Source organism: Streptomyces sp. NPDC048514 (genome assembly GCF_043199955.1).
Classification (GTDB): Bacteria; Actinomycetota; Actinomycetes; order Streptomycetales; family Streptomycetaceae; genus Streptomyces.
Genome location: NZ_JBICWT010000006.1, coordinates 125,930 through 151,897 on the forward strand (window position 1 = coordinate 125,930; position 25,968 = coordinate 151,897).

At 72.8% G+C, this 25,968-nt stretch carries 19 protein-coding genes; 4 read left to right on the forward strand and 15 right to left on the reverse strand.

Translation table 11 applies throughout. The features are described from left to right. Window positions 1-87: 87 nt before the first annotated feature. The 10 genes from ACGFT2_RS15055 to ACGFT2_RS15100 all read right to left on the reverse strand — a co-directional run bounded on the left by ACGFT2_RS15055 (window position 88) and on the right by ACGFT2_RS15100 (window position 11,003). Window positions 88-1,131 (reverse strand): metallopeptidase TldD-related protein, encoded by a 1,044-nt coding sequence (locus tag ACGFT2_RS15055; protein ID WP_393277869.1) that lies wholly within the window; start codon window positions 1,129-1,131, stop codon window positions 88-90. Then, on the reverse strand, window positions 1,124-2,179 hold the full coding sequence (locus tag ACGFT2_RS15060; protein ID WP_393277871.1) for an aKG-HExxH-type peptide beta-hydroxylase: 1,056 nt from the start codon (window positions 2,177-2,179) through the stop codon (window positions 1,124-1,126). Before ACGFT2_RS15060 ends, ACGFT2_RS15055 begins: the two co-directional genes overlap by 8 nt. Next, window positions 2,176-3,000, reverse strand: a complete 825-nt coding sequence (locus ACGFT2_RS15065; protein WP_393277873.1) for a JmjC domain-containing protein — start codon at window positions 2,998-3,000, stop codon at window positions 2,176-2,178. Before ACGFT2_RS15065 ends, ACGFT2_RS15060 begins: the two co-directional genes overlap by 4 nt. Beyond that, window positions 2,997-3,788 carry a hypothetical protein gene (locus ACGFT2_RS15070; protein ID WP_393277875.1) on the reverse strand — a complete coding sequence of 264 codons (792 nt, stop codon included), beginning with the start codon at window positions 3,786-3,788 and terminating at the stop codon, window positions 2,997-2,999. The genes ACGFT2_RS15065 and ACGFT2_RS15070 overlap by 4 nt, the downstream gene beginning before the upstream one ends. Further along, on the reverse strand, window positions 3,778-4,716 hold the full coding sequence (locus tag ACGFT2_RS15075) for a DUF692 family multinuclear iron-containing protein (protein ID WP_393277877.1): 939 nt from the start codon (window positions 4,714-4,716) through the stop codon (window positions 3,778-3,780). The genes ACGFT2_RS15070 and ACGFT2_RS15075 overlap by 11 nt, the downstream gene beginning before the upstream one ends. Further along, entirely contained in the window at window positions 4,716-6,626 is a 1,911-nt protein-coding gene (locus ACGFT2_RS15080; protein WP_393277879.1) for a B12-binding domain-containing radical SAM protein, read from the reverse strand. The genes ACGFT2_RS15075 and ACGFT2_RS15080 overlap by 1 nt, the downstream gene beginning before the upstream one ends. Beyond that, window positions 6,623-7,864 carry a tetratricopeptide repeat protein gene (locus ACGFT2_RS15085; RefSeq protein ID WP_393277881.1) on the reverse strand — a complete coding sequence of 414 codons (1,242 nt, stop codon included), beginning with the start codon at window positions 7,862-7,864 and terminating at the stop codon, window positions 6,623-6,625. Before ACGFT2_RS15085 ends, ACGFT2_RS15080 begins: the two co-directional genes overlap by 4 nt. Beyond that, on the reverse strand, window positions 7,848-9,245 hold the full coding sequence (locus ACGFT2_RS15090) for an MFS transporter (protein WP_393277883.1): 1,398 nt from the start codon (window positions 9,243-9,245) through the stop codon (window positions 7,848-7,850). Before ACGFT2_RS15090 ends, ACGFT2_RS15085 begins: the two co-directional genes overlap by 17 nt. 133 nt (window positions 9,246-9,378) lie before the next feature. Further along, on the reverse strand, window positions 9,379-9,504 hold the full coding sequence (locus tag ACGFT2_RS15095; RefSeq protein WP_393277885.1) for a hypothetical protein: 126 nt from the start codon (window positions 9,502-9,504) through the stop codon (window positions 9,379-9,381). Between the two features lie 467 nt (window positions 9,505-9,971). Continuing rightward, window positions 9,972-11,003 carry a medium chain dehydrogenase/reductase family protein gene (locus ACGFT2_RS15100; protein ID WP_393277887.1) on the reverse strand — a complete coding sequence of 344 codons (1,032 nt, stop codon included), beginning with the start codon at window positions 11,001-11,003 and terminating at the stop codon, window positions 9,972-9,974. Between the two features lie 119 nt (window positions 11,004-11,122). Between ACGFT2_RS15100 and ACGFT2_RS15105 the strand changes: the two genes are divergently transcribed. Further along, window positions 11,123-11,812 (forward strand): TetR/AcrR family transcriptional regulator, encoded by a 690-nt coding sequence (locus tag ACGFT2_RS15105; RefSeq protein WP_393277889.1) that lies wholly within the window; start codon window positions 11,123-11,125, stop codon window positions 11,810-11,812. 281 nt (window positions 11,813-12,093) lie between these two features. After that, entirely contained in the window at window positions 12,094-12,396 is a 303-nt protein-coding gene (locus ACGFT2_RS15110; protein ID WP_393277891.1) for a hypothetical protein, read from the forward strand. Window positions 12,397-12,571: 175 nt separating this feature from the next. Here the strand turns inward: ACGFT2_RS15110 and ACGFT2_RS15115 are convergent, their stop codons facing one another. The 4 genes from ACGFT2_RS15115 to ACGFT2_RS15130 form a co-directional block, all read right to left on the reverse strand. Continuing rightward, on the reverse strand, window positions 12,572-14,212 hold the full coding sequence (locus ACGFT2_RS15115; protein ID WP_393277893.1) for a M4 family metallopeptidase: 1,641 nt from the start codon (window positions 14,210-14,212) through the stop codon (window positions 12,572-12,574). Window positions 14,213-14,463: 251 nt separating this feature from the next. Beyond that, on the reverse strand, window positions 14,464-16,497 hold the full coding sequence (locus ACGFT2_RS15120; RefSeq protein ID WP_393277895.1) for a M4 family metallopeptidase: 2,034 nt from the start codon (window positions 16,495-16,497) through the stop codon (window positions 14,464-14,466). A gap of 310 nt (window positions 16,498-16,807) precedes the next feature. Beyond that, the gene (locus tag ACGFT2_RS15125; RefSeq protein WP_393277897.1) at window positions 16,808-18,571 is read right to left on the reverse strand and encodes an ABC transporter ATP-binding protein; all 1,764 of its coding nucleotides are present in this window, start codon (window positions 18,569-18,571) and stop codon (window positions 16,808-16,810) included. Further along, window positions 18,568-20,289 (reverse strand): ABC transporter transmembrane domain-containing protein, encoded by a 1,722-nt coding sequence (locus ACGFT2_RS15130; RefSeq protein WP_393277899.1) that lies wholly within the window; start codon window positions 20,287-20,289, stop codon window positions 18,568-18,570. Before ACGFT2_RS15130 ends, ACGFT2_RS15125 begins: the two co-directional genes overlap by 4 nt. Window positions 20,290-20,702: 413 nt before the next feature. Between ACGFT2_RS15130 and ACGFT2_RS15135 the strand changes: the two genes are divergently transcribed. Then, window positions 20,703-22,814 (forward strand): ABC transporter ATP-binding protein, encoded by a 2,112-nt coding sequence (locus ACGFT2_RS15135; protein WP_393277901.1) that lies wholly within the window; start codon window positions 20,703-20,705, stop codon window positions 22,812-22,814. Further along, window positions 22,811-24,670, forward strand: a complete 1,860-nt coding sequence (locus tag ACGFT2_RS15140; RefSeq protein ID WP_393277903.1) for an ABC transporter ATP-binding protein — start codon at window positions 22,811-22,813, stop codon at window positions 24,668-24,670. The genes ACGFT2_RS15135 and ACGFT2_RS15140 overlap by 4 nt, the downstream gene beginning before the upstream one ends. 59 nt (window positions 24,671-24,729) lie before the next feature. Here ACGFT2_RS15140 and ACGFT2_RS15145 read toward each other — a convergent pair whose 3' ends face one another. After that, a complete protein-coding gene (locus tag ACGFT2_RS15145; protein WP_393277906.1) occupies window positions 24,730-25,968 on the reverse strand; it encodes a hypothetical protein in 1,239 nt (412 codons plus the stop codon).

Genomic DNA, 25,968 nt, shown 5'->3' on the forward strand with positions numbered 1-25,968 from the left:
CTGAGCGCCCTTCCCCGGGGATCCCTCGGAGCCTGTAGCTCCATCGATCTGTGCTCCCGTGCGGCGCGTCCGGTGGTCCCCGGCGGGTCAGGCGGCGGGCCGCGCGCGGCCGGCGGACCGACGCACCTGCTCCAGCGGCCGTACCACGCAGCGGGTGAGGAGCAGGGAAGGCGTGATGAGGGTGGAGCCGACCTCGTGACCGTCCTTGACGCAGGTGTACGGCGAGCTGTGCACCTGCACGTCGCTGCCCACCGCGGCGATCTGCCGGGCCAGCGCCGCCTTCGGCGCACAGACCGCAACGGGCCCCACGATCTCGTCCGTCGGCCGCCCGTCGCGCACCCTGCGTGCCCAGAGCGCTTCGAGGACCAGGTGTTCGCGCGCGGAGAAGCCGCCGATCGCGGTTCCCAGGAGCCAGCCGTCGCCGACCCGTTCGAGCAGCTCCCCCTGGGCGTACGGGCCCGCCTCCGTCTCGAGCACGCTGCAGCGCGGTACGACCGCGCCCGGGGCGCCGCGGCCGTGCCCGGTGCTGCTGCCCGCGCTCAGGGCCCGGGTCCCCCGGGAGGTGAGCAGCGCGCTCCAGCGGCCGTCACGGACCAGCGTGACGGTCCGGGGGGCGGTGTCCTCGTCGTCCCGGAGGTAACTGCCCGCGTACGGGCGGGCGGTCGGGCGGTCCCGTACCGTCAGCGGCGTGCGTGTCCACTCGTCACCCAGGGACCGGCCGAGGGCCTGCCGCTGGGCCAGGTAGTTGTCGGCCTCGCTGGTGTGCCCGAAGCATTCGTGCACCAGCATGCCCGCCATCGGGGGCGTGAGCAGCGCCGGACCCGAGAGCGGTCCGGACAGCGGGCGGCGCCGGGACAGCAGTGCCCGGTCGTCGAGCAGCCTGGCCACGCCGCTGTCCAGCTCGGCCGCCACGTAGGCGCTGTCGTGGGCGGCGACGCCCCACTGCGGGGTGTGGCCGTGCCGGGCCGGGCCGAGGCGGAGCCGCACCCGGCACAGCCCGTCGTGTTCGTCGCGTTCGACGTGCGCCAGGGGGCCGAGCCGGGCCCGGGCCCGCGTCATTGCCGCGTCGACGGTGTCCTCGGCGGGGGCGGCCGTGGCGGTCGGTGGGCCGTGGGGCTCCTGGTCAGCCACGGTCGAGCCGGTCGATCGCGCTCCGGCATCCCGCGAGCAACCGGGCGCCGTGCTCGGTGGGTTCGGCCACTTCGAGCAGGTTCTTCTCGGCGATCCGCAGCTGATCGGTCTTCAGCGCCAGGTAGCGCTGGATCCGGGTTCGTTCGACCGGGTCGCTCTCTACCGCCAGGTGGCGGCCGGCCACGTGGACGTCGTTGATGAAGGAGAGGACGCCGTGCACGATGTGCCCGAGCGGGCGCTCGGCGTCGACGAACGGCGAGTGGTGCCGTGCCTCGGGATTGCGGACCACCGCCACGCAGTCGAGGATGCCGCTGAAGCGCTGGTGGGTGGCTTCGTGGACCAGGGTCTGGGCCAGCATGTAGGCGGGCCGCTCGCTGGTCAGGACCAGGCCCCGCAGGCCGTGGATGCTGAAGTTCAGCGGCCGCAGGCCGCGGTGGCCGCCCAGTGCCGCGAACGCCTGGATGTCGATCGCCGCCATCTCGCGGCCCTCGGGCCACACGGCCGCCAGGGCGTCGGCCCCTCGCTGCACGATGGCGGCGAACGCGTGCGCCCGCTCCGGGGTGAGGTCGAGCGGGTCCTCGTCGCCCTCGCAGGCCCAGGAGAACAACTGGGCGGTGCGGCTTCCGGCGGCGGTGGTGACGACCGGGGTCACGGGCCGCCTGGCGCCGAGGTCGACGCCGGCCGGCGCGCCCGGCTGCTCGGGGGCCAGGCACCGGCCGAGCTGGGCGAGCAGGGTTTCCGGGTCGGTGCCTGGCGTGGTGCTGCGCCAGATCCAGCCGGTCATGTCCGGGCGCAGCGCCCGGCTCAGGGCCTCGTCGACGTCCCATGCGTCCAGCAGCTCCAGGGCGTGGGCGACCTCGGGGGCGTCGGGACGCTCCTCGCGCAGTCTCCTGACGGCGCGCAGCAGCCGTACGAGGTACTGCCGGGCCACGACCCGGCGCACCTGCTCGTCGGCGGCGACGGCTTCGTCGTCCTCGGCCAGGACGATCATCGACAGATCGGGCAACCCGGCCGCGGACCTGTCCGCCGCGAGTTCCTTGAGCCTCATGCTTCCCCCTGTCCCGCTGGTTCGGGCGCCGGACGCGTGATGGTGCGCAGAGCGCGGACGAGTGCGGCCTCGAGCCGCTCGGGGTCGGCCCCGTCCAGGGGCAGCGGCTCCCACCAGGCGTCCTGCGCGGCCAGTGCGCGCAGCAGCGGCTTGAGGTGGGTGCCCAGCGCGCTGCGCGCGTTGTAGGAGAAGGAGACGCTGACCGACCCCTCGTCGGCGCCGTCCGGGTTCTCGACCCCCTCGTGGGGGGCGAACAGCGGCAGGTAGAGCACGTCACCGGGGTGCAGCACCACTTCCCAGGGCCGCGGCGGGAGGCTGCCCGACGGGACGAACCCCCGGGTCTCCAGCATGCGTTTGCGCTGCCGCTCGCGGCTGGTGTGCTCGGGCAGTCCGACGCGCCAGCTCTTGGAGCCCTGCTGCTGTACGACGAAGTTGTCGCTGTGGTCGAAGTGGCAGCCGATTCCGGCGCCGCCGCCGCGGGTGACGGACAGGTCGGCGGTGCACGCGTCCCAGCCGAAGAGACCGGCCAGCTTCTCGCAGGCGGCAGCCAGTCGAGGCATCGTGTGCTGAGCCTGGTTGACGAACAGCACCGTTCCGTCGGGGCGCCGGTGCACTCCCGCGCCGGAGGTGTCCCCCTCCAGGCGGCCTTCGAGCGCCGTGACGTCGGACCAGGTGAGGGCCGGTGCCAGGAACCGCGGGCCGCAACCGCGCAGGACGACGGGCCGGTGGCGCCAGTGGTCACGGTGGAAGCGGTCGAGGTCGAGCCGGTCCGTCTCGTCGGGCCGGTGCGTTTCCGGCCGCTCGGTTCGCCGCGTGTTCATCGCAGCCCCCATGCGCGCACTCGGGCCTCCAGTGACGTCCGCACTCGGGGCGTGAGGGAGTCGAGGCGGCCGTCCAGGAAGGTGGTCAGGGCCTCGTACAGCGGGCGGCCGGCCGGGCCGATCACGCAGCGGCCCGCTCCCGCCAGGAACATCGTCGGCTGCAGCCGCCATGCCTCGGACGCCTCGTCGTACGCGCGGAACCCGCACAGGACGCCGCCGTGGACAGCCATGTGTTCGACGGTGACGTCGAAGGTGGCATGGGCGCCGGTGGCGACCGCGCGGACGACGGCGGCGGCGGCCTCGTGGTGGACGAGCGGCTCCAGCTCGCCGAGCGGGTCGAGCGCCGGGGGCCGGCCGGCCATGAAACGGTGGAAGCACTCGGGCAGGGTCGAGCCGCGGCCGTGCGGGGAGAACGGGACGTCGCGGAACCGCTGGAAGGACGGCGAGGCGATGAACCGCTCGGCCACCTGGTTGACCGTCGCCCCGCACCGGTCTCGCAGCTCGTCCAGGGTGCGGGGGAACGCCCCCTTGAGGCCGGGTCCGGTGCCGCTGCCGCCGGAGACCACCGCTGAGCGGATGTTCCGCCCGACCAGGGCCAGCTCGTGCACGTCCACCCGGCCGAAGGCGTCCACGAGGTCGGGGTCGAGCGCCAGCCGGTCACTGGCGGGGCCGTCGGCGGTGAACGCCTCGCGGAAGCCGCTGTCGTACAGCAGCCGGTCGAGGACCGTCAGGATCCGCTCGTGCCGCGTGGGCGGGGTCAGGACGTGAGCGGTGGTCTCATGCGGCACGGGCGCCGCCCTCCTTCCAGGACCGCACGAGGGCGAACAGCCGCTCCGCGTTGGGCCGCGACTTCGGCACGAGCTGTCCGTCGGCGGTGAACTTGGGGTCCTCGTAGGTGACTCCGGTCAGGTTCGGCATCTGCGGCAGCAGGTGCTCCAGCAGGGCCAGTTGCTCGTCGAGCAGTACTCCGTGGTGCAGGTCGCGGAAGCGCCCGTCGACGATCTGGCAGCCCGACAGGTGCACTTCGTGGCAGCGGTCGAGTGGCAGCGCGTCCAGGCCCTCGAACATGCGCGGCCCGGTGCGGCCCGTCAGCCACTGGTAGGCGAGGATGTGCCCGATGTCGATGGTCGCCAGGGCGCCGGTCTCCCGGATCACCGTGTCGTAGAAGGTGAAGGCGTCCAGGTCGCCGACGAGAAAGCTGCCGCCTTCGGTGAAGCCCGGGAACTCCACGGAGAGGGGGGCCTCCAGGCGCCGTACCCAGTCGGTCACACCGGTCAGGCAGTGCTCCAGCCCTTCCGCGGTGAGGACCGGCGGCATCGGGTAGGGCAGGCTGCGGCCCGCGAGGGACCAGATGCCGAGGTCCTCGATGACCCAGCGGAATCCGTAGCGCTCGATCAGCCTGTTGGTGAAGTCCGCGATCTCCGCGCGCCGGTAGCGCTCCGGGCTGCCGGTGTTGAGCATGGTGTGGTGGAAGGCGCGGGGCCGCTCGGCGCCGAACAGCTCGAAGAGCCGGTCGTACGCCGGGAAGTAGCGCTCGGGATCGAGTGGTCCGTAGTCGATGGGCTGGAAGGCGACGAACATGTAGTCGTAGGCGGGGGCGTTGTGTCTGAGGAAGGCGGCCACCTGGTCGGTGGGCCGGCCGGAGCCGGTCTTCTCGAAGCCGATCCGCTCCCCCCAGATCATGTCCATGCCCAGCCCCAGTCCGAGCTTCTCCATCACACGCTCCTCCCTTCGAGGGCTTCGGGTGCCCCGGGTGCCCGGCGGGTGCCGGATGCCGTGGACGGGTCCGGCCCGTCGGGCTCCAGCAGGCGTTTGTCGAGCATCCGGTGCAGCCAGCGCCGGCCGTCCCGGTCGTCGGCCCGGAACCGGCCGTCCGGGGTGGGCGCCAGGGCGGCGGGCACGGCCGCCATCCGGGGCCAGGCCACGTCGGCCAGGAACCAGCGGCCGCCCACCCGTTGAAGGGCGACGGCGAACCGCGGCCGGGCCGCCGGGGGCCCGGCCGCGTCCGGCCGGCCGTCCGTGTGCTGCGGCAGGTCCGGTCGGCCGGCCCGCTCGGCGTCGGGTACGACCTCGACGGTCATCCGCAGCAGCCGGTCGCGGGCCTCGTCGGTCCCTCCGTCGTCGAGGACCGCTCCTCCGACGCGTCCCGCGGCGAAGGCGAGTCCGTCGTTGGTGACGAGCGGGTCGTCGTGCTCGTGCCGCCGGGCCGCCCACAGGTAGCTGCCGGGTTCGGCCACGAGGAGCTGCAGGGTGTCCAGGCCCATGTCCGCGGGGTGGCGCTGGATGACGGCGGCCGTGTCGCGATGCCCCTCGGCGGCCCGGGGGTGGTCGTAGCCGTCCATGAAGGACAGGTTGGTGACGATGCCCGCACCTGTCAGGTTGAGCACGGCCCGCTCGGCGTGGGCCGCGTCCTGTCCCTTGTGCAGGGAGTCGAGTATGTCCTGGTGCGCGGTCTCGAAGCCGGTCGAGATCTGCACACAGCCGGCTTCGCGCAGCCGGCGGCAGAAGCCCGGGTCCGCCAGTTCCGGCTCCAGGCGGGCCCGTACCCGGAAGGTCAGGTCCGTGCCCTCGCGGCGCACGGCGTCCATGACCCGTAAGAGGTGGCGCAGGCCGGTGTTCTCGTCGGCCACGGCCACATCGGTGATGCCGAGCCGGCGGGCTAGTGCGACGACGTGCCGGGCCGCGGTGCCGGGGTCGATCTGCTGGAAGGCCCGGGCGTCGCGGTAGCGGTTGCCGTACGAGCAGAACGTGCACCGTCCCCAGTAGCAGCCCACGGTGAGGCGGTAGGGGAACTGGTGGGCCTGGTTGCTGTAGTCGGCGAAGTCGAACTGCCGGAAGTCGGGAGCGGGCTGGTGGTTGAGGACGAAGCCGTCGCGCAGGCCGTCCGCGGGCCGTTCCACCGCCTTTCCGGGGCGGCCCGAGCCGGTTCCCAGTACGCCGTCCAGGAAGTCCTCGCCGTGGCCCAGGCACCAGTGGTCGACCGCGCCGGCCGCGGCGGTGCGGCGGCGCAGCAGAGCCGCCCACATCTGGACGGTCGGTCCGCCGAGGGCGATCCGGACGTCCGGCCTGCGTCGTTTGAGCAGTGTGGTCAGGGCGAGGACCGGGACGATCTGGCTGAAGAAGGGTATGGAGAAGGCCAGGAGGCGGGGCCGGAGTTCGACGAGTAGCGCGTCGAGGCGGTCGGTGCACCAGCGGGCGGACCACGTGTCGAGGGACGCCTCGACGAGTTGGTCGATCTGCCCCAGCCGGGGCGTCCCGGGGATGATCCAGCCGTCCCGGGCGGCCTGTTGCAGGACGTAGCGTCCGGTCGCGGTGATGGCCGTCTCCTGGGCGAATCCGGCGGAGCGGTCCCGGGAGGTGCGCAGCAGCAGGTCCCCGTGGGCGGCCCGGTAGTCCTCGCTGACGTCGCGGTAGATGGCGGCCGCCTTCGACGGCTTGTCGATCGCCGTCGCCTCAGCGGCGGGTGGGGGGCGCAGGAGCACCTCCTCGCGGTACCGCAGATTGAGGTCGAGGGTGCGTACCCGGTACCCGTGGGCGGTCCAGGCCGCGGTGAGCTGGGGCAGTGCCAGGTAGGGGAATTGCACTGCCTCGCTGACCGGTGGCATCACCAGGAGGACGTCGATCACGGCAGGTCCGTCTCCGACCTGGCGGCGGCACCGGGTCCGGTCAGGCGGGCCAGCCGCCGCAGTTGCCGGGCGGCCGACTCCGCCGTGTCCAGGTCGCCTTCGGCGCGAGCGAGCAGGCGTAGCGTCTTCCAGACCCCCTTGCGCAACGGCAGTTCGGCCGCGAGCGTGTGGAACTCGTCCAGGGCGGCGCCGGCGCCGTCCAGGCGCAGGGTGGCCCGCGCGCCCATGATCCGGGCATGGGTCCCGAGGGTGTCCTGGGGGTCGATGGCCGCCGCCTCCCGCAGGTACGCGCGCGCGGTGCGGTGGTCACCGCGGGAGAAGTGGGTGGCGCCGATCCGGTAGGCGAGCCAGCTGGAGCGGTAGCCGCGCGTGGCGGCCAGCTCGAAGCACTTCTCCGCGCTTTCGGGCCGCCGCGCCGCATGCGCCAGGCCGTGCAGGGCGGTGACGATGCCCGCCTCGGGTCCGTCGCCGACCGCCGCCGGCCCGGGCGGCTCGGCGCCCTGGTGGACGCGCAGCATCAGATCCTGCGGCCACGGCGTCGCGGGCAGGTACGAGGACTGCCGGGCGCTCAGTCCGAGCCGTGTGGCCACGTCCGCCCCCACGGTGCGGTACTCGGACGGCAGGAAGCCGGACCGCGTGGACCAGGTCATCGCGGTCAGTTCGCCGCCGCAGGCGCCGACGAGCTGGGCCAGTTCCCGTGCGCTGTGCTCGCACCGCCCGTGCTCGTCGACCAGCCAGTCCAGGTCGATGTCGGTCACGACGTCCGTGTGCACGTGCCGGTCGAGATGGCCGGCGAGGAGGTCGGGGGGTACGACGGACAGCCGGACTCCGCACAGGGTGACCGCGAGGCAGCAGTGCTCCGCCCGCGGTTCGGCCGGTGCGCCCGCGGTGTTGATCAGCGAGACGGCGTCCAGCGCGTGCTCGACCCAGCCGTCGAAGGACCGCCAACTGGGCACCCATACCAGGTCGGTGAGGCCGGCCGTGATGGCCGCGGCGGACCAGAAGTCGTCGAGGCCGAACGCTCCGTCCACTCCGCGCACCGGGAGCCGGCGCACCAGCGGGGCCGGGGAGCGCCCCTCGTCCGCAGCGGCCCGCAGCGCCTCGGAGCCGCCTGGAGCCAGGGGTTTGAGGTCGAGGTGACGGTCGAAGCACACGACCGTACGACCGCTGTAGGGGCGGGCGGACCAGAGTGCCGCGACCTCGCCGTGCTCTTCGAAGAGATCAACGTGTGCCGGCATCCTGTGACCGTTCCATGAGAGGTGTTCCGGGGTCCGGGACGTATTCCGCGGGCGGCGCGGAGGCGAACCGGCGGGCGTCCGGACGCACGGCCACCGCGGCGGTGGAGACGAGGACGAGGACGCCGCCCCACAGCATGATCGAGCGGGCGTCGGCGAAGCGGAGGAGTCCGGCGCCGAGCAACTGTCCGAGGGGCAGGGAGGCGAAGGAGAAGAAGAAGTCCGCCGAGAAGGCGCGGCCGTGCAGTTCCTCGGGCACGTCGCGGCGCAGTCCGGTCATCTTGGCGACGTCGAAAGCCTGTTGCCCGAAGCCGCCCGCGAAGAAGGCGGCGGCGAGCAGCACGACGGAACCGGTCACCACGGGAGCCAGCACGGTCACGCCGTACAGGGCGAGCAGGGCGAGTGCGTACAGACCGCGGTGCCGGCCGCGGACACGGCCGCCGGCGAGGGCGCCCACGGCATTGCCGATCGCGAAGGCGCCCAGGACGAACCCGTACACGGCGGCGCTGTGGCCGCGCTCGATCAGGAACACGGGCAGGGCGACCATCCAGGGGCCGACGGCGAACACCACGTGCACGACGGCGAGGAGCTGCACGTGACGCAGCCACGGGATGCGCCACAGTACGGCGAGGCCCTGGAGGGCGGTGCGCAGCAGGGACGGTTCGGCGCCGTCCGCGTCCGTGCCGCCCGCATCGCTCGGCGGGCCGTCCGGCTGGGAGCTGGCCGGGTCGGACTCCTGGCGCGCCTGCGCGGGGCCGGGTCCGGAGCGGGTCCTGATGCGCGTGCCCGCCCAGCGGGTGGCGCCGGCGGAGACACCGAAGGCGAACGCGGCGAGCACGGCGCCCGTGGACGCGCCGAGTGCGCCGACGACGGCGGCGGCCAGGGTCGGTCCGACCATGCCGGCGCTGTTGCGCATGCCTTCCAGCAGCCCGTAGGCGGCGGTGACCTCGGCGTCCTCCTCGTCGGCGGGGCCGTCGGCCGCGCGGTGCGGCAGGACCCGGGGCGCGACGACGAGCAGCGCCGGCTCACTGACCGCCTCGCACAGTCCGATCAGTACGGCGACGACGATGACGACGGCGTCCAGTCGGCCGTCCCAGACCAGGGCGAGCGCGACGAGAGCGGCGACGCGGGTGGAGTCGGCGACGACGGCCGCGCGCACCGGATCGAACCGGTCCAGCAGAACCCCGCTGAACAGCACCACGCCGCCCAGCGCGACGAAACGGGCGGCGAAGACGGCGCCGATGGTCTCGGCAGGCGTGCCCGCCTTCGCGGCCGCCACCACGACAATGATGGGAAAAAACGCGTCGCCGAGGAGGGAGACCATCTGCCCGAAACAAAGGCCGGCGAAACGCCGGTGCCGCAACAGCCGTACGTAAATCGTCACAGGGGACGTGAAACCTTTCCCACGGAGAACAAGCGGCGATTCATGCCTTTAAATACCGGCCGGACGACCGCAACGGATGGGCGGGCCGGAAAACCGGGCCGCCCACCTGTTTTCATTCCTGGTCCGAGCGGTCTCAGCTGGTGAACCGGAACGCGTGGAAGGCCACGCTGTCGTCCAGGTCCTCAGCCTCCAGGACCTCCAGAGAGTCCAACTCCTCGATCTCCTCGAGGATCTTCTGGTCGGTGTTCGACTCGCCCATTGCGTCTCCCTCGGAAATAGGGCACCACAGGCCCAACCCGCAGCGCTTGCCGTTGATCCTAGGGGAGACCCCCCACTGCCCCACAGAAGGCCTATTGACTTTGTCCGAAAAGCACGCGGGGCGGCCCTTGCCACGCTTTTCGATCATCAACGCCGCGAGCCGGGAAAGAGCCGAAAAGGGAACAGGATCGACCGCGCTCCGACGGTCAGTGGCTCGTTCCGGTCAGGACCAGCAATTCTGCCGTGGAACACCCTCTGCGTGGCTCAAGGTGACATTCGACCCGTGCGACCGGACAGTTTCGGCCCGCGGGTGAGGAGCCTCGGCCGGTGGTGAGCACCGCCCGGAGGAGGCCCGGCCGACGAGCGTCTTCCGGTGGCCCTCGTCCGCCGTGACAGATGAGGCGCCAGTGTGCCCTGGTCGCGTTGAGACGGGCGCGTCGGCGGCCTGGACGGCGGGTGCGTGCGGGGTCATGGGGTCAGGACGACCTTGCCGGCGACGGTGCCGGACTCGGCCAGCCGCAGGGCGTCGGCGGCGTGGGTGAGCGGCAGCCGGGCGGCGATCTGCGCGGTGACCTCGCCGCGCTGCAGGGCGGCGAAGACCTGGGTGAGGTCGGCGCGCAGGCGGGCCTGGAAGCTGCTCTTGGCCAGTGCCCGTCCGGCCCAGACGTTGAAGAAGCAGGCGTGGCGGCGGTTGGGCAGGGAGTTCCACAGCCATACCCGGCCGAGCAGCTTGAGTACCGGCCACTGCTTGGAGCCGGTGTCGTCGCGAGTGGAGGCGCTGCCGTAGGAGACGAGGGTGCCGCCGGCTGCGAGCAGGTGCCAGGAGTCGACGATGCCGCGGCCGCCGACATGGTCGAAGACGGCGTGCACCCCGTCGGGGGCGAGTTCGCGGATCCGCGCGGCGACGCCGTCGCCGCGGTAGTCGACGGGAGTGACACCGCGTTCGCGCAGGGCCTCGTGGTGGCGTGCGGACGCCGTGCCGATCACCCGGGCACCCGCGGCCCGGGCGAGCTGGACGAGGACGGAGCCGACGCCGCCGTTGGCACCGTGCACCACGATGGTCTGTCCCGCTCGGACATGGGCCTTTCGGTGGAGCATCTGCCAGGCGGTGACGCCGTTGACGACGAGGGTCTCCGCCTCCGCGGCGCCGATCCCGTCGGGCACCGGCACCAGGTCGGCCGCGTCGACGAGTACGTGGCTCGCCCAGCCGCCGACCTTGAGCAGGGCGGCCACCCGGGTGCCGGTCAGGTCCGGTGCGACGCCCTCACCGGTCGTCACGACCGTGCCGACCAGGTCGTAGCCGGGCACGAAGGGGAACGGGGGCTGGTCGTAGTAGCGGCCCCGGCGCATCTGCTGCTCGGCGAACGAGACTCCGGTCGCCTCCATCCGGATCACGACCTGCCCGCGGCCCGGGGCGGGGACGTCTCCGTGCCGGATCTGGAGCCCCTCCGGCTCCACCGTGCCCGGCAGTACGACCTCGACGAGTCGTTCGGCGTTCATGGCGACCTCCACCGCATCCCGTGTTCGTTACCTGCTCTGTCGTTCGTTACAAGTTCTAACAGGGCATTATCGCGAGTGTCAATAACTACCGTGATAGGTTCTAACCAGATGGTGCGGCCATGGCCGCGAGAGTGCGGAAGGGTGGCAGGTCGGTGAAGGAACCGGACACGAGGACACCGCGCGAGCGGTACCGGGCCCAGGTGCGCGCGGAGATCAAGCAGCGGGCATGGGAGCAGATCGCGGCGGCGGGGGCGTCCGCGCTCTCACTCAACGCGATCGCCAAGCAGATGGGCATGAGCGGCCCCGCGCTCTACCGGTACTTCGCCAGCCGCGACGAGCTGATCACCGGGCTCGTGAGGGACGCCTACCGAAGCCTCGCCGACACCTTCCGGGCGGCCGCGCAACCCGGGCCCGACCTCACCGCGCTCGCGTACGCCCTGCGCGGCTGGGCCCTGGCGGACCCGCACCGGTACTTCCTCGTCTACGGCACGCCCGTCCCCGGCTACCACGCGCCCGACGACATCACCGCGATCGCCTCCGAGATCATGACGACTCTGCTCGACGCGTGTGCGACGCTGCCGCCGGGATCCCCGGCCACTCCCCCGGCACTCTTCGGCGCCCGGCCCGAGGACCTGCCGCAGTGGACGGACGGCCACCCCGCCCCGCCCGCGGCCCTGCACCGGGCGCTGACCTTCTGGACCCGGCTGCACGGCGTTCTGTCCCTCGAGATCGCCGGCCACTTCACCGGCATGGGCTTCGACCCCGAGCGGCTGTTCGCGGCCGAACTGGACGGCATCCTGGCCACCTGAAGACGCGACGTGAGGGCAGGCCGGCGCAGCCCGGCGTGGCCGTGGCCGAGGGAGTCCTCCGCCGGTGTGACAGACGGCCTGCGGGAGAAGTGGGTGGCAGCCGGCGGACGACTCGGTCGCCCACACGAGGGGTCCACCCTGGGAACGCCGGACCGTGTGGGAGGAGTGCGAGTGGGTAGGTGCGCCGTCCAAAGGCCTCCGTGGTGTCGCTACGGGCTCGCGACGTGCGAGGACCCGATCGCGGCCACGAAAGAGGCCCGTCACGTAGAGAGGAGAGGATCATGAGGCTGACGCCCCGTACGACGATGGCAGGCGTGTGCGCCACGGTGGCCGCGGGCGCCGTCCTGCTGGGCGGTGGCCCGGCGACGGCGGCCACTCCGGCCGCCGCCGAGCACGTGCCGGCACAGGTCACGGCAGCCGACACCGGTCATCACCTCGGCCGCCACCACACCGCCCGACAGCCCACGGATCGCTGGATCGAGGACCAGCTGGCGACTTTCCACCCCTCGGCCGAGAAGCGGCTGGCCGTGTTCGACCCCTGGGTCAAGGATCAGCTGGCCGCGTTCCCGCCGGCCGAACGCTGAGCGCTGCCGCGCCCGGCGGCAGTAGCACCGTTCGGCACCGAGGCACCACGGGCCGCGATGATGGCCGGACACCCGGGGGTACGCCGGCGAGGACTCGGAAACGTGGCGGGGGCGGCACCCGGGCAGGAGCCCGGGTGCCGCCCTCCGTCCGTGCCGGATCAGCGGATGCTACGGATCAGCCGACCTTGACCCCCGACCAGGCCGCCGCGACCGCCTTGGACTCGGCGCTGTCGGCGCCGTACAGGTCGGCTGCCGCCTTGAGAGTGCCGGTGCGGGCACCCGCGTAGTCGGTCGTCGAGGTGAAGTACGTGGTCAACGCCTTGTACCAGATCTGCAGCGCCTTGTCCCGGCCGATGCCCGTGACCTTGGAACCGTCCTGGGTCGGCGAGTCGTAGCTCACCCCGTTGATCGTCTTCGCGCCGCTGCCCTCGGACAGCAGGTAGAAGAAGTGGTTGGCGACACCGGACGAGTAGTGCACGTCCAGACCGCCCACGCTCGAGGACCAGTAGTCGGCGGAGCCGCCGTCCTTGCTGGGCTTGTCCATGTAGCGCAGCGGGCTGCCGTCGCCGTTGATGTCGATCTTCTCGCCGATGAGGTAGTCGCCGACGTCCGAGGTGTTGTCGGCGTAGAACTCGACGCCGGTGCCGAAGATGTCGGACGTCGCCTCGTTGAGGCCGCCGGACTCGCCGCTGTACTCGAGGCCGGCGGTGTTGGAGGTGACGCCGTGGCTCATCTCGTGGCCGGCCACGTCCAGCGAGGTCAGCGGGTCGGAGTCCCCGGAGCCGTCGCCGTAGGTCATGCAGAAGCAGCCGTCGTCCCAGAACGCGTTCACGTACGAGTTGCCGTAGTGGACGCGGGAGTAGGCGCCGACGCCGTCGTTCTTGATGCCGCTGCGGTTGAAGGTCTTCTTGTAGAAGTCCCAGGTCTCCTGCGCACCGTAGGCGGCGTCGGCGGCGGCGGTCGCGGCGTTCGACACGTTTCCGTCGCCCCAGGTGTCCTCGGACTGCGAGAACAGGGTGCCGGTGCCTGAGGTCTTGTGGTCCAGGTTGTAGGTCTTGTGACCGCCCCGCGACCCGTCGGTGAGGCTGTACGACGAGCCGGACTGGGTCGTCGTCAGGTCCACCTTGCCGCTGTAGTGCGTGTTGCCGGTGCCGGTCTCGATGCCCTGGTACTCGTAGAGCTTCTTGCCGGTGGCGGCGTCGGTGACGACGTGCAGCCGGTTGGGGGTGCCGTCGTCCTGCAGGCCGCCGACGACCGTCTCGTAGGCGAGGACGGGCTTGCCGGAGCCGGCCCAGATCACCTTGCGGGCGCCGTCCGCGGTGGACTTCGCCGAGCCGAGGGTCTTCGCGGCGGACACCGCCTGCTTCTCGGCCTTGGCGGCGGTGATCTGCGGCTTGAGCGACGCCACCTTGACGGCCGACGAGTTCGCTCTGGTCACGCCCTCCGTCCTGCCGGACCGGGCCGTGTGGACGATCAGGTCGCCACCGAGCACCGGCAGGCCGGCGTAGGTGCGCTCGTAGCGGGTGTGGACGGTGCCGTCGACGTCCTTGACGACGTCCTTGACGACCAGCTTCTCCTTGGCGCCGAGACCTATGTGCTGCGCGGTCGCCGCGGCACCGGCCTCGGCCCGCTGGATCAGGGTGGTACGGGCAGCGGCGGACAGCGTGGTCGGCGCGGCCGCGAGCGGCTTCGCGGACCCGGCCGGGGTCTGGGCGGAGGCACTGGTGGTCACACCGGTGGCGAGCAGGGCTCCGGCGGCGACAGCGGTGGCGATGGCCAGAGTGGTGCGCTTGTGACGCGCGTAGAGGGGGCTCACTCAAGGCTCCTTCTTGTGGGGAGTCCGGTCAGCGTGGGGTTACTGGCCGGCTGTATGTGGTTGAGAAGTTGCTGTGCTGCTGCGGCGGGTGGAGAGAGAGTGACACCCGGGGCGTGGAGATGTCATGACCCTGACGTGATGTTGGCTGAAAGATGACTGTCCGATAAACGTTTCGGGCAGGTAAAACGCGGGTCGTCCGAGGGTGTGGCACCCTCGGACGACCTTGTGTTCCCAGGGCTGTGGGGTGCGGTTTACGGGAACGTCAGCTTCCAGCCGTTGATGTTCCCGGTGTCGTACGTGGCCTGATCCTGCACCTTCAACTGCCAGGTCCCGTTCGACGGTTCGGCGGAGGCGTTGACCGTGTAGGTCTCGTTGACGTTGTCCGCCGAGTCGGAGGAGCTGAAGTTCTTCAGGCGGTACGCGGTGCCCGACGGGCCGACGAGGTCGATCACCAGGTCACCCCGCCAGGTGTGCGTGATGTCCACGGCCACCTGGAGGTTGCTCGGCGCGTTGCCGGTCCGGCCGGTGACGGAGATGTTCGAGGTGACGGCCGCACCGTGGTCCGGGATGGACACCGGAGTGGTGCTCTCGTACGACGTGCCGCCTCCGCCGCCACCGGAGCGCGCGCCGACCGCGACGCCCGCCCAGGCGTCCTGCACCGCCTTGTACTCGGCGCTGGTGGTCCCGTACAGCTCACCCGCCGCCGCGAGGGTGCCGGTCCGGGCGCCCGCGTAGTTGGTGGTGGAGGTCCACTTGGTGGTCAGCGCCCGGTACCAGATCTGCAGCGCCTTGTCCCGACCGATGCCGGTGACCGGAAGGCCGTCGGCGGTGGGCGAGTTGTAGGTGACGCCGTTGATGACCTTGGTGCCGCTGCCCTCGCTGAGCAGGTAGAAGAAGTGGTTCGCGGGGCCCGACGAGTAGTGCACGTCGACGCCGCCGATGCCCGAGTACCAGCTGTCCTTGGACGCGCCGTCCTTGCTGGGCTTGTCCATGTAGCGCAGCGGGCTGCCGTTGCCGTTGATGTCGATCTTCTCGCCGATGAGGTAGTCGCCGACGTCCGAGGTGTTGTTGGCGTAGAACTCGACGCCGGTGCCGAAGATGTCGGACGTCGCCTCGTTGAGGCCGCCGGACTCGCCGCTGTAGTTGAGGCCCGCGGTGTTGGAGGTGACGCCGTGGCTCATCTCGTGGCCCGCGACGTCGATCGCGGTCAGCGGCTTGGCGTTGCCGGAGCCGTCGCCGTAGGTCATGCAGAAGCAGCCGTCGTCCCAGAACGCGTTCACGTACGAGTTGCCGTAGTGGACGCGGCTGTAGGCGCCGACGCCGTTGTTCTTGATGCCGCTGCGGCCGAAGGTGTTCTTGTAGAAGTCCCAGGTGACCGCGGCGCCGTAGTGGGCGTCCGCACCCGCGGTGGCGGCGTTGGAGTTGGTCCCGTTGCCCCAGGTGTCGTTCGTCTGCGAGAACAGGGTTCCGGTGCCCGAGGAGCCGTGGTTCAGGTTGTACGTCTTGTGGCCGCCGCGCGCCCCGTCGGTGAGCGTGTAGTTCGAGCCCGACTGGGTCGTGGTCAGTGTGACCTGCCCGCTGTACTGGGTGTTGCCGATGCCGTTCCTGATGCCCTGGTACTCGTAGAGCTTCTTGCCGGTGGCGGCGTCGGTGACGACGTGCAGCTGGTTGGGGGTGCCGTCGTCCTGCAGGCCGCCGACGACCGTCTCGTAGGCGAGGACGGGCTTGCCGGTGGCCGCCCAGATGACCTTGCGCACCGAGTCCGCCGCCGGCCTGGTGCCACCGAGGGCCCTGGCGCGCTGCACGGCCAGCTTCTCGGCCGCGGCCTTCGAGGCGGCCGGGGTGAGCGAAGCGACCTCGAGCGTGGCGCCGGTGGCCCGGACGACGTCCATGGTCTTGCCCGATCTGGACTCGACCACCAGGTCGCCGCCGAGTACCGGCAGGCCGGCGTAGGTGCGCTCGTAGCGGGTGTGGAGCGTGCCGTCGGCGTCCTTGACGACGTCCCGGACGACCAGCTTCTCCTTGCCGCCGAGCCCGATCGACCGGGCCGTGTCCGCCTTCGCGGCATCCGCGTCGCGCATCAGTTCGGCGCGCTGCGAGGGGCTGAGCTTGACGGCCGCGTGGGCCGGGATGACCTTACCGGCCTGCGGGTTCGCCGGCGCGGCGCTGGCGGCGCCCGACTGGACGGCGGCGGCGATCAGGGCGGCGACGCCGGCGAGGGCGACGGCGGCGGTGCGGCGGTGCGGTGTGTGGGAGGTGCGTCCGCGAGAGGAAATGCTTCTCAACACTGACTCCTTCTGCGTGACCGCGGGTCGCGCGGCCAGGGGAGACCGGGCGGTGGGTTGAGGCGCCCGGGCAGAACAGGGCGGTGCGCAGAACCACGTGCGGGTGCGAAGCCGGCTCACGCGGAGCATGCCGTGCTGTGGGGTCGCTGTGAGTCGGCCAGGGAAGAGTGACAGGGGATCACCACACCTGTCAGGACCGCGTCACAAACTTGGCCGGAAAGGCTTCGTTGACCGGATGTTCGGGTTCGATATACGAACGAGGGGGGCGCGCACGGCCCGCCACAGACCCGGTGCGGCCGTACCCGGGCGCTCAGTCCTGCCCGGCGTCCCCGTGCCACGTCCGCCACAGGGCCGCGTACGCGCCGCCCGCCCTCACCAGGTCCTCGTGGCGGCCCAGTTCCGTGATGCGGCCGTCCTCCATGACCGCGACCCGGTCCGCGTCATGGGCGGTGTGCAGGCGGTGGGCGATGGCGATGACGGTACGGCCCCGCAGGACCGCCGCCAGGGCGCGTTCGGCGGTACGGGCCGTGGTGGGATCCAGCAGGGCCGTCGCCTCGTCGAGGATCAGGGTGTGCGGGTCGGCCAGCACCACCCGCGCCAGGGCCAGTTGCTGGGCCTGCGAGCCGTCCGTCCGCGCGCCCGCCGGGCCGAGCCGGGTGTCGAGGCCGTCCGGCAGGGCCCGCACCCAGTCGTCGGCGCCCACCGCCGTCAGCGCCGCCCACAGGCCGGCGTCCGTGGCGGCCGGCTCGGCGATCAGCAGGTTGTCGCGGAGCGTGCCCAGGAAGACGTGGTGTTCCTGGGTGACCAGGACCACCTGGCGGCGCAGCAGCTCCGGCTCCAGGTCGGCGACCGGCACCCCGCCCACCGTCACCGTCCCTGCCCCGGGCCGGTCGACGCCCGCGAGCAGCCTGCTCAGGGTCGTCTTGCCGGCCCCGGAGGGACCCACCACCGCGAGCCGTTCCCCGGGCCGTACCGTCAGGTCCACACCGCGCAGCACCTCACCGCCGCGCTCGTAGGCGTAGTGGACTCCGCGCACGTCGATCCGGTCGTCCGCGGGCACCGGCGACCCGCCCCCGGCGTCCACCGGGGGCGCCCCGGCGATCCCCTCCACGCGCGCGAACGACGCACCGCTGCTCTGCAGTTGCTCCACCCGCATCAGGATCTGGTCCAGCGGTTCGGTGAACTGCCGCAGGTACAGTGCCGCGGCCACCACCGCGCCGACCCCGACCGAGCCGCGCGCGTGCAGCCACCCGCCGAACAGCAGCACCCCCGCGACGGGAACGGTGTACGTCACCTCGACCGCCGGGAAGAACACCGTGCGCAGGAACAGGGTGTGCAGCCGGGTCCGCCGGGAGGTGTCCAACGCGTCCCGGCTCGCCGCGATCCGCCGCCGTCGCAGCCGGAACGACTCGACCGTCCTGGCGCCGTCCGCCGTCGCCGCCACGATCTCCGCCACCTGCGAGGTGGCCGCGCCCTCGGCGAGGTAGCCGTCCCGGGCCCGGCGCAGATACCAGCGCAGCGCCAGCCAGACCGGGGTCAGCCCGAGCAGCCCGAAGACACCGAGCAGCGGGTCGAGCGCGCACACCGCGCCGAGCACGAACAGCGCCTGCACGGAGTTGACCAGCAGATCCGGGCCGACGTCCCGCAGCGTGGTGCCCACCGTCGCCACGTCGGCCGTGCCCCGCGCGGTCAGGTCACCGGTGCCGGCCCGCTCCACCACGGACGCGGGCAGCGCCAGCACCCGGTCGACGTACTCCTCCCGCACCCGGGCCAGCGTCCGCTCCCCGAACCGGTGCCCGACGTACCGCGCCCAGCGTGCCAGCAGCAGCTGCGCGAGTGAGGCGAGCAGGATCCACAGCGCCGGCCCGTCCACCGCCCGGGCCCCGTGTCCCGCCCGCACCTCGTCGATGATCCGCCCGACCAGCCAGGGCCCGGCGAGTCCCGCCCCGGCGGCCAGAGCGTTCAGCGTCAGCGCGGCGGCGAACGCCCGGGCGTCGGCCCGCACCAGCCGCACGGTGGCCCGCCGCACCCCGGCCCGGTCGGCGACCGGCAGCAGCCGGCCGTCCGTCGTCATCGCACGGCCTCCTCGGCCCCGGCCTCGTCGGCGGCCCGCGCCACCAGCGCCCGGTACCCGGGTTCCCGTGCCAGCAGCCCCTGGTGCGAGCCGCGCGCCGCCACCTTGCCGTCGACCAGGAACAGCACCGTGTCCGCCCGGTCCAGCACCAGCGGCGAGGTGCTCGTCACGACCGTCGTACGGCCTTCCCGCGCCCCGCGCAGCCGCTCGGCGACCGTCGACTCCGTGTGCGCGTCCAGCGCCGAGGTCGGCTCCACGGCGAGCAGCACCTCGGGGTCGGCCAGCAGCGCCCGCACCAGCCGGATCCGCTGCCGCTGCCCGCCGGACAGGCTGCGGCCCTGCCCGGTGACGGCCGAGTCGAGACCGTCCGGCAGACCGCGTACGACGTCCTCGGCGGCGGCCGCGTACACCGCCCGGCGCAGGGCGGCCTCGTCGGCCGGGTGCTCGGCCGCCACCACCTCCCGCAGCGGCCCGGCGAACAGATCGGCCTCGTTGTCCGCGACCAGGACGCGCGCGCGTACGGCGTCCAGCGGGACCGCGTCGAGCCGTACCCCGCCCCAGGTCGCGTCGGTCGGGCCGTACCGGCCCAGCCGGTCGACCACCGCGGCGGCCTCGGCGGGCCGGGTCGAGGCCAGCGCGGTCAGCCGGCCCGGCACCACCCGCACCCCCGACGCGGGATCGTGCAGTTCGGCCGGCCCGTCCGGCGCGCGAAGGGTGCCCTCGTCCGGCTCCGGCTCCAGCCGCAGCAGCCGTACGACCCGGCGCGCCGCCACCACACCCCGGTTGAGGTCGTAGGCCATCAGGACGAAGAACGCCACCGGCCCGATCAGCACCGCCACATAGCCGTACACCGCCACCAGCTCGCCGACGCTGATCTCCCCGCCGGCCGCCAGCCGCGCCGCCAGCCAGGTCACCACCGCCAGGAACAGGGTGGGCAGCCCCACCCCCAGGGCCTGCACCCAGCTGGCCACCGCGCCCACCCGGTAGCCCTGCGCCCGCAGCCGCCGCGAGTCCTCGCGGAAGGCGTCGGCGAACAGCCTCTTGCCGCCCAGGCCGTTGAGGACGCGCAGCCCGCCCGCGAGGTCGCCGATGCGAGCGGCGAGGACACCCTGCCGATCCCGGTACTCGCTCTCCGCACCCTGCAGCCGCAGCGTCAGCGGCCCGGTGATCAGCGCGATCAGCGGCAGCCCCAGCAGCACCACCGCGGCCAGCGGCGCCGAGATCGACAGCAGCACCCCGGCCACCACCAGATACACCACGACCGAGCCCACCCCGGGGCCGACCACGGTCAGCGCCTGGGCCAGGGTCTGGACGTCACCGACCCCGATCGTCACCACCTCGCCGGCCCCCGCCCGGCGCCCCAGCGCGGCCCCGAGCCGCACCACGTGCCCCACGACCACCTTGACCGTCCGGAAGTGGGCGTCCATCCGCACCCGGGTCATCGTGCGGTGCCGCATGATGCTCAGCCAGGCGTTCCCCGACCCGGTCACGAACATCGCCACTGTCCACCAGGCCAGCACCCCGAGCCGCCCCGGCACCAGCCCGTCGTCGACCGCCCGCGCCATCATGTAGGGCTGCGCGGCCAGCAGCACCATCCACACGCTGCTCAGCAGCGCCCCGGCCAGTGAGCGCCACGGCTGACGGAGCACCAGCCACCACAGGTAGTGCCGGCCGCCACGGGTGTCGGGCACGCCCGGGTCCTGGTAGGCGTCGATCATCGGTCCCCCGCTCCGCTCGTCCCACGCCGCGAAACGCCGAACGTATCCAAGGCGGAGGCGGCCGCTCCAGTGATTAACGCGGGCCGGGGAAGGAAGAGCGAGCGGGGACGATCTGCGTCGCCGCGTCGGACGACTCCGCGGCACGGGGGACGATCCGTCACGTCCGGCGCCCGTACGACCACCTCGTCCCGCGCCCGTACGACCACCTCGTCCGACGCCCGTACGACCACTGCACGCGATGCCCGTACGACCACCGCACGCGGCGCCCGTACGACCACTGCACGCGGCGCCCGCACGGCCACGGCACGCGGCGCCCGTACGACCGGCGCGCACGACCGGGCGCGGGGACGCTGGGGGTGGGACCGGCCGAAACTCGGTGGGCGTTGTCAGTGCCGGTCCGTACGCTCGCGGTGATGCCCACGACACGTGCAACCACCGAGGACCGGTCCGCCGTCCGCAGCCTGCTGCGGCTGTGGCCGTACGTCCGCCCAGTCCGCGCCCGGCTGTTCACCGCCGCGTTCGTCGCCGTCGTGGCGTCCTGCACCGGACTGATGTTCCCGCTCGTCCTGAAGTGGATGGTCGACGGCCCGGTCGCCGACCGGGACCCGGCGGGCGTCTGGCTGGGCGCGCTGTACCTGCTGCTGCTCGGCATCGCCGAGGCCGTCCTGTTCGGCATAAGGCGCTGGCTCGTGGCGCGGCCGCTGTCGCACGTCGAGGCGCGGATGCGGACCGCGCTGTACGGCCGCCTGCAGCGGCTGCCCGTGGCCTTCCACGACCGCTGGGCGTCCGGCCAGCTGCTCTCCAGGGGCACGACCGACCTGATGCTGGTGCGGATGTTCCTCGCCTTCCCGCTGACGTTCCTGCTGGTCAACGGAGTGACCATCGTCGTCGGTGTGGTGATCATGCTGCTGCAGGACTGGGTCCTCGGCCTGGTCCTCCTCGGGCCCGTCATCCCGGTGATGTGGACCTGTGTGGTCTTCGAACGGCGCTACGCGCAGGTGGCGCGGCGGGCGCAGGACCAGGTCGGCGACCTGACGACGCTCGTCGAGGAGAGCGTGCTCGGCATCCGCATCATCAAGGGCTTCGGCCGCCACCGCAGCCAGGCGCGGACGTTCCACGCCCTCGCGAGCACCCTGCGCGGCACGGAACTGCGCAAGGCGCGGCTGCTGGCCACCATCTGGGGTGTCATCGTCACGCTGCCCGAGGTGGCGATCGGCGCGGCGCTGGTGCTGGGGACGGTCCAGGTGGCCGACGGAGAGCTGTCGGCGGGCACGCTGGTCGCCTTCCTGAGCACGGCGCTCGCGCTGCGGTGGCCGGTGGACTCGATCGGCTTCCTGCTGGCGATGAGCCAGGAGGCGGCGACGGCCACGGAACGGTACTTCGAGGTGATGGACGAGCAGCCGGAGGACCCGGAGTCCCCGGCCCCGGGGGGCCGTGCCACCGGGACGACGCCCGCCCCGGCGGGAGCGCTACCCCGCGAGCACGAGCGGGCGAACCCACTCGCGGCCGACACCGCCACCGGCACCGGAAGTGCCACCGGCACCGGACCCGCCATCGGCACCGGCACCGGAAGTGCCACCGGCACCGGACCCGCCATCGGCACCGGCACCGGCACCGGCACCGGACCCGCCATCGGCACCGCCACCGGCACCGGAAGTGCCACCGGCACCGGACCCGCCATCGGCACCGGCACCGGAAGTGCCATCGGCACCGGACCCGCCATCGGCATCGGCACCGGAAGTGCCGCCGGCACCGGCACCACTCCCGGGACCGCCGCCGCCACCGGGCTCCGGTTCGAGAACGTCCGGTTCCGTTACCCGGACGCCGCGCCCGGCTCCCCGCCGCTGCTCAGCAGCATCGACCTGCACATCCGCCCCGGCGAGTCCATGGCCCTGGTCGGCGCCACCGGCAGCGGCAAGACCACGCTCACCGCACTCGTCCCGCGCCTGCACGAGGTCACCTCCGGCCGCATCACCCTCCACGGCGTGGACATCACGGCGATGCCCCGCGAGGAGCTCCGGGCGAGGGTCGCCATGGCCTTCGAGGAAGCCACGCTCTTCTCCACGACCGTCGGCGAGAACGTCCTCATGGGAGCCGCGGACGCCGTCGGGAAGGCGGACCTCGACCGGGCCCTCGCCATCGCGCAGGCCGAGTTCGCGCACGAGCTGCCGCAGGGCACCGGCACCCGCGTCGGCGAACAGGGCCTCAGCCTCTCCGGCGGCCAGCGCCAGCGCCTCGCCCTGGCCCGCGCGGTGGTCGGCCGGCCGGAGTTCCTGGTGCTGGACGACCCGCTGTCCGCCCTGGACGTTCACACGGAGGCCGCGGTCGAGGCGGCGCTGCGGCGGGTCCTCGCCGGCACCACCGCCCTGATCGTGGCCCACCGCCCGTCCACCGTGCTGCTCGCCGACCGGGTCGCCCTGCTGTCCGGCGGCCGGATCGCCGCCGTCGGCACGCACCACGAACTGCTGCGCGACAACGCCGAGTACGCCCGTCTGATGTCCGGCGACCAGGAGGACCCCCGTTGACCACCACGACCCCCTCCACCCCGGCCGTCGCCGAGGACGACGAGCACAGCCGCCCGCAGGACGCCGGCGACCCCTTCGACCGGGACGTCCTGCCCACCCCGCCCGGCGCCACCTCGGCCCTGCTGCGCTCGCTGCTCGCGCCGAGGAAGGCCCGCGCCGCCTTCACCACGCTCCTGCTCCTGCTGCAGCAGGCGGCCGTGCAGGTGGGCCCGCTGCTGGTGGCGTACGCCATCGACAGGGCCGTACCGGCGTTCCGGGACCACCGGCACGGTCCGCTGATCGCGGTCGCCGTCGGCTATCTGCTGTGCGCCCTCGCCTCCGGCGCGCTGCAGTTCGCGTTCATCGAGCACTCCGCGCGGGTCAGCCAGGACGTGCTGCTGGACCTGCGCGGCCGGATCTTCCGGCACGCCCAGGCGCTCAGCATCGACTTCCACGAGCGGTACACCTCGGGCCGGCTGATCTCCCGCTCCACCACGGACGTCGAGTCGCTGCGGGAGCTCCTGGACGAGGGCCTCCAGGAGCTGGTCACGGTCGTGCTGTCCTTCGTCTACATCTCGGCGATGCTGCTCTGGCTGGATCTGGGCCTCGGCGCCGTCGCGGTGGCCTCTTTCGTGCCGCTCCACCTGCTGGTGCGGTCCTACCAGCGGCGCGCGGGACGGGTGTTCCGCGCGCGGTCCACGGCGATCGCCTCGGTGATCGTGAAGTTCGTGGAGACGATGAACGGCATCCGCCCGGTGCGCGCCTTCCGCCGGGAGGCCGCGAACGAGTCCGAGTTCGCCGTCCTGAACGAGCGGCACGAGCGGACGAACGGGGACGCGCTGCTGGAGATGGCCCGTTACGTGGTCGGATCCCGGCTGGTCGCCAACACGGCGGTCGCGGGGATCGTGCTGTGGGGCGCCTACCGGGTGGCGTCCGGTTCGCTGGAGCTGGGCGTGCTGGCGGCGGCGGTGCTGTATCTGCGTCGGCTGTACGACCCCATCGACCGGCTCGGGATGTTCCTGAACTCCTACCAGTCGGCGGCCGCCTCCCTGGAGAAGATCGCCGGGCTGCTGGCGCAGACCCCGACCGTGCCCGAGCCGACGGCGCCCCGTGAGCTGCCGCCGACGGCCGGCGACCTCCCGGGCCGCGAGGTGGTCTTCGACGGCGTCGGCTTCGCCTACCGCACGGGCGGCGAGGTGCTGCCCCGCTTCGACCTGACGCTGCCGGCCGGGCAGACCGTCGCCGTCGTCGGCACCACCGGTGCGGGCAAGTCGACCCTGGCCAAGCTCCTGGCCCGGTTCTACGACCCCACCGACGGGCGCGTGCTGCTGGACGGGGTCGACCTGCGCGAGCTGCCCGTGGCCGAACTGCGGCGCGGGGTCGTGATGGTGACCCAGGAGGCGTTCCTGTTCTCCGGCACGGTCGCCGACAACATCGCCGTCGGCCGCCCCGACGCCGGCCGGGAGGAGATCGAGCGGGCCGCGAAGGCGATCGGCGCCCACGAGTTCATCACCGCCCTGCCCGACGGCTACGACACCGACGTCCGCAAGCGCGGCGGCCGCATCTCGGCCGGCCAGCGCCAGCTGGTGGCCTTCGCCCGCGCGTTGCTCGCCGACCCGGCGGTGCTGATCCTGGACGAGGCGACCAGCTCGCTGGACGTCCCGGGCGAGCGGGCGGTGCAGCGGGCGATGTCGACGGTGCTGCGGGGCCGTACGGCGGTGGTGATCGCCCACCGGCTGTCCACCGTGGAGATCGCGGACCGGGTGCTCGTGATGGAGCGCGGCCGGATCGTCGAGGACGGGCACCCGGACGAACTGATGGCCGGCACGGGCGGATTCGCCGGCCTGCACAAGGCGTGGCGGGAGAGCCTGGCCTGACGGACGGCCGGCCGGCCGGTCCGGGCACCGGGTACGGCAGCCGGCCGCTCACCGCCGGATCACGGCACCCCCAGCTCGAACAGGGCGTATCCCGCGTAGGAGCCGGAGGCGAGGGCGGCGATGCCGAGGAGCGTGCACTGCACGGGCAGGCTCAGCCGGCGCATCCCGAGCGCGAGCGGCAGGAACAGCGGGAAGCACGGCAGCAGATAGCGGGAGATGTTGGCGACGATCTGCTGGCTGCCGAGCACCAGCGCCAGCGTGAGGACGGTGTACACGACCAGCACGGCCGGCGGGCGCAACCGCAGCAGCAGCGGCAGCAGCGCCACGGCCAGCAGGATCACGCAGACGCTGATGACGTCGGCGAAGGGGTAGGCGAAGAGATAGTCGAACTTGCCCACGGGCACGGACGTCAGCACGTCGAACGTCTGCTTGCCGTAGTCGAAGCTGTGCGCCCAGGCGCCCGACTGCAGCTTGAAGTAGCCGCCCAGGTCGCCCATGCGGTTGCCGACCCACAGCAGGTAGCCGAACAGGCCGAGCGGAGCCAGGGCGAGCGCGAGCAGGGGGCGCAGGGCGCCGTCCTCGCGGCGGCGCAGGGCGAGCAGCGCGGCGACGGCGAGGGCGGCGATCAGGGCCGCCGCCGTGGGCCGGTTGAGGCCGGCCGTGAAGGTGAGGATCCCGGCGCTGAGCCAGTGGCGGGTCATGAGGGCGTAGCAGGCCCAGGCGGCCAGGGCCACGTAGAGGGAGTCGGAGTAGACCGCCCACTCCACGCCGGAGCCCGGCCACACCGCCCACAGCCCGGCCGCGGCGAATCCGGCCCGCCTGCCGCCGAGCCGTTCGGCGATGGCGTAGACGCCGAGGGCGGCCGCGAAGGAGGCGACGATCGAGACCAGCAGCCCCGCACCGTAGGAGCCGAGTCCGGTGACGGCGGAGGTCAGCCGCATCAGGGCCGGGTACAGCGGGAAGAACGCCGCCGAGTTGCCCTCCAGCGTGATCAGGCCGGTGGCGCCCGGGACCGGGACGAGCTTCGGGTCGTAGCCGTGCAGGGCGATCTGCTGGTACCACCAGCCGTCCCAGGTGGCCAGCACGTCCCAGGCGTGCGCCCCGCCGCCGAACCGGGGGTGCTTGGTGCGGTAGTCCCCGGCGGAGGACAGCAGGTACATGAAGGAGCAGAAGCCGGCCAGCTTCAGCGCGCCGAACAGGGCGAGCACGGGTCCGTGCCGGCGCCCGGCCGCGCGCAGCCGGGCGCCGGGCTCGGGCCGGGGAGCCGGCGCCTGTATGCCGGGCAGGGTCGCGGTCAT